The following is a 3,854-nucleotide window of genomic DNA, read 5'->3' as shown; positions in this document are numbered from 1 at the left end:
CGCCAGTGCATCCCCACGAACGGGGCGCCGGTGGCGGCGACCACGGGGGGCATTCCGGTGTCCGCGAGGCCGCCGGAGAACGAGTGGTCCCGCCGGGCGCCGGCCGGGCCCGCGCCGGCGGGGGGGGGGGGGCCCGGCGCGGGCCCCCCCCCACCCGGGTGACCTGCGAGATCGGCCTGGGCCCCGTCCGGATCAGCGCGCCCTGCGAGGTGGTGTGGACGGCGTACGACGCGGACCGGATCGGCTTCGCCTACGGCACGCTGCCGGGCCACCCGGAGTGCGGCGAGGAGTCCTTCGTCGTGGAGCTCGCCGGGGACGGCACGGTCTGGTTCACCGTCACCGCGTTCAGCCGGCCCGGCCGCCGGCTCACCCGGCTCGCCGGCCCGCTCGTACCGGTGGTCCAGCGCCTGTACGCCCGGCACTGCGGCCGCACCCTGCGCCGCCTCGCCGCCCGCGGTGGCCCCCCGGCCCGCCGGGGCGCCCCCCCCCCGGTGGGGGGCGCGGGGGCCGCGGCCGCCCGGGGCGCCCGGCCGGCGGTCGGGCCCCGCGTGAGCCGCCCGGGCCGCCCGGGCCGCCCGCCGACCGGTTCGGTGCGCGGGCCCCTCGGCCGCGAGTGGCGCCCGGCAGGCGGTCGTGCGCAGGGTGGGATGACGGTACGCCGAGGCTGGGAGACGGCCATGGTCGACACGGATGTGCTGGTGGCCGGTGCGGGACCGGTCGGGCTGACCGCCGCCGCGGAGCTGCGGCGGCGGGGCGTCGACTGCCGGATCGTCGACCGGCTCGCCGCGCCGATGCACTTCGCCAAGGCGGTCGGCGTCCAGCCCCGCACGCTGGAGATCTGGGACGCCATGGGCATCGTCCGGGAGGCGCTCGCCGCCGCCGTGCCGATGCGCGGCCAGCTCACCTGGGTGAACGGCCGGGAGGGGCCCCGGATCGACCTGGCCCTGCCGCCGGAGGTCCCGTACGGCTTCGCCGCGCTCCCCCAGTACGCCACCGAGGAGCTGCTCACGGCGCTCCTCGCCCGGCACGGCACGGCGGTCGAGCGGGGGACCGAGCTGCTCTCGTTCGAGCAGGACGCGGAGCAGGTCACGGCGGTCCTGGCCGGCCCCGGCGGGCAGCGGACGGTCCGCTGCCGGTACCTGGTGGGCTGCGACGGCGCGCACAGCCGGGTGCGCAAGGCGCTGGGCCTGGCCTTCGAGGGCGGCGCCTTCACCGAGCAGTACATGCTCGGCGACGTCGAGCTGGACTGGGACCTGCCCGCCGGGTACGGCGTGCGGTCGATGCGGCGGGCCGAGGACGGCACCACCGAGGACCTGATGGTCTGCATCCCGCTGCCGGGCGAACAGCGCTACCGGATCTCGGCGTCCGTCGCGCCGGACCTGCTGGAGCCCGCCGACGACACCGACGACGCGGTCGCCCACGGACTGGAGGGCGGCCGGGCCCCGGAGCTGCGGCACATCCAGGCCGTGCTCGACCGGCTCGCCCCGGGGCCCGCCACCGCCTCGGCGCTGCGCTGGTCCTCGGTCTTCCGGATCAGCCACCGGCTGGTGGACCGCTACCGCTCCGGCCGGGTGTTCGTGGCCGGCGACGCCGCGCACATCCACCCGCCGACCGGCGGCCAGGGCATGAACACCGGCATCCAGGACGCCTACAACCTCGCCTGGAAGCTCGCCCTCGCGGTGCGCGGCCTGGCCGGCGGACGGCTGCTGGACAGCTACGACGCCGAGCGCCGTCCGATCGGCGCGGAGGTCGTCGGGCGCACCGTGCAGCACGCCCGGCAGCAGCGCATCGGCGCCGAGGGGGACAGCCTGCGCACCGTCCTGCTGCGCGAGGCCCAGCTGCTGCTGAACTACCGCGGGGGGCCACTGGTCGCGCCCGACGGCGCCGGGCCGGGAGCGGTCCGCCCGGGCGACCGGGCACCGGACTGCACCGGGCTGCGCCATCCGCTCGCCGCCTTCCCGCTCCGGCTGTTCGACCTGCTGCGCGGCCCGCGGCACCTCCTGCTGCTGCACACCGGCCCGGACGCCGACCGCGACCGGCTCGCCGCCTGTGCCGACGCCGCCGGCCGGGCCGCCCGCGGGGAGCTGGACACCTGTGCCGTGGTGCCGCCGGGCGCCGCGGCCGACCATCTGCCGGTGCCCGCGGTCGCCGACGACGGCGGGGCCTTCCGGGCGGCGTACGCGGCCCGCGACCGCGAGGCGTTCCTGATCCGCCCGGACGGCTACCTGGCCGCCCGGGTCCATCCCGCCGACCCCGCCCGGCTGGCGGCCGAGCTGTCCCGGACATTCGACCCCGCCTGACCGGGCCGCCGCGCGGGCCCGCTCAGGCGGTGTGCGCCGGAACGGAGACCAGCAGCTGGTCGCCGTCCAGGGTGCGGACCTCGAAGTGATCGATGTCGGCGGGGTGCAGCGCCGCCCCGCCGCCGGTGCGCAGCGCCTCGGTGTCGTAGCCGGTCGGCGGGACGGACCAGGTGGTGACGGTCTGCCGCTCGCCGGAGCGGGAGACCGCGACCAGGTCGCAGGACTGCGGGCCGCGGACGTTGGACAGGGCCAGGGTGACCTGGCTGCCCCAGGCCACCGGCTGCACGCCGATCGCGGCGGAGACGCCGCTGGTCGGGTCGGTGGCGGCGAACTGCGCGGCCGCGGCGACCGGCGCCCTGGCCTGGTCGTGCCCGGTGGCGGCGATGGTGACCAGCGGCCCGCCGATCACCAGCACGGCGGCGGCCGCGACCAGGGAGAGCCGGCGCACCCGGTTGCGCCGACGGGTGGCGGTGACCTCGCCGACCAGCCGGTCGAGGAGCCCGGGCGGGGGTGCGGCGGCGACCGGGCCGGCCTCCGCGAGTTCGGCGAGCAGCGGTGCGACCCCGGAGAGTTCGTCGATCTCGGCGGAGCAGACGGGGCACCCGGCGAGGTGCAGCTCGAAGCGTTCGACGTCCTCCGGGTCGAGCACGCCGAGGATGTAGGCGCCGACGTCGACGTGCCGGCCGGCGTCCCCGGCCGGGCCGTCGTGGTCGTGGCGGTCGTCGCGGCCGTCCGCGCCGTGGTGCTCCTGGTGCGGCGTCACGATGTCACTCCTCGCTCCTCCAACGCGATCTTCAGGGCGCGCAGCCCGTAGAAGATGCGTGACCTGACCGTCCCCGGGGGGATGCCGAGCTCGGCGGCGGCCTCGTTGACGGTACGCCCCATGAAGTACGTCTCCACGATGACCTCGCGGTGCGCGTCGGTCAGGTCGTCGAGCGCATCGGAGATGGTCATCAGCCGCAGGGCCTTCTCGAGTTCGTCCTCGGCGGGCAGCAGCTCCAGCGGCGCCGGGTCCACCTCGCGCGGCCGGGCGAGGCTGCTGCGGTGGCCGTCGATCACGATCCGCCGGGCGACGGTGACCAGCCACGGGCGCAGGGATCCGGCGGCGGTCGGGTCGAGGCGGTGGATGTTGCGCCAGGCCCGGACCAGGGTCTCCTGCACCACGTCCTCGGCGCGCTGCCGGTCGCCGGAGACCAGGCGCAGCACGAAGCCGAACAGCGGACCGGCGTGCTCCCGGTAGAGGGCGCGCATCAGCTCCTCGTCCGGCGCGCGGGCCGGCTCCGCGCCGTGCGGCGGGCCTTCGGCTCCCGTCCGGCGAGGGTACGGGTGCTCGGTCACGACGCCATCCTCGCGCACACCCACCTCCTGGTCGAGGGCCGGTCCGCGGGCCGGCGCCGGGTCGCCCCTCAAGTCGGGGGCCGTTCCTGTCGATATCGGTCGTGGGGGGGGGCCCGGCGGCCCCCCCCCCCCCCCCGCGCCGCCCCCCCCCCCCCCCCCGCCCCCCCCCCCCCGCGGGGCGGCGCGCGCCGCTGCCCCAGGCCGCCCCCCCCCCCG

At 78.1% G+C, this 3,854-nt stretch carries 3 protein-coding genes and 1 pseudogene; 2 read left to right on the top strand and 2 right to left on the bottom strand.

Features of this window, described 5'->3' with window-relative positions; translation table 11 throughout:
* Positions 1-5: 5 nt before the first annotated feature.
* Both ACFV0G_RS14425 and ACFV0G_RS14420 read left to right on the top strand, forming a co-directional pair.
* A pseudogene (locus tag ACFV0G_RS14425) lies at positions 6-419 on the top strand (DUF1990 family protein); the annotation flags it as partial.
* A 258-nt stretch (positions 420-677) separates the two neighbouring features.
* The gene (locus ACFV0G_RS14420; protein ID WP_380546457.1) at positions 678-2,300 is read left to right on the top strand and encodes an FAD-dependent monooxygenase; all 1,623 of its coding nucleotides are present in this window, start codon (positions 678-680) and stop codon (positions 2,298-2,300) included.
* 22 nt (positions 2,301-2,322) lie between these two features.
* Here the strand turns inward: ACFV0G_RS14420 and ACFV0G_RS14415 are convergent, their stop codons facing one another.
* Positions 2,323-3,063, bottom strand: a complete 741-nt coding sequence (locus ACFV0G_RS14415) for an anti-sigma factor family protein (protein ID WP_380546426.1) — start codon at positions 3,061-3,063, stop codon at positions 2,323-2,325.
* Complete coding sequence (locus ACFV0G_RS14410) at positions 3,060-3,638, bottom strand: sigma-70 family RNA polymerase sigma factor (RefSeq protein WP_380546424.1); 579 nt, start codon at positions 3,636-3,638, stop codon at positions 3,060-3,062. The genes ACFV0G_RS14415 and ACFV0G_RS14410 overlap by 4 nt, the downstream gene beginning before the upstream one ends.
* Positions 3,639-3,854: the final 216 nt, after the last annotated feature.

Origin of the sequence: Kitasatospora sp. NPDC059571, assembly GCF_042735675.1 — a bacterium.
Classification (GTDB): domain Bacteria; phylum Actinomycetota; class Actinomycetes; order Streptomycetales; family Streptomycetaceae; genus Kitasatospora.
This window is presented reverse-complemented; position numbering and strand designations above follow the sequence as displayed.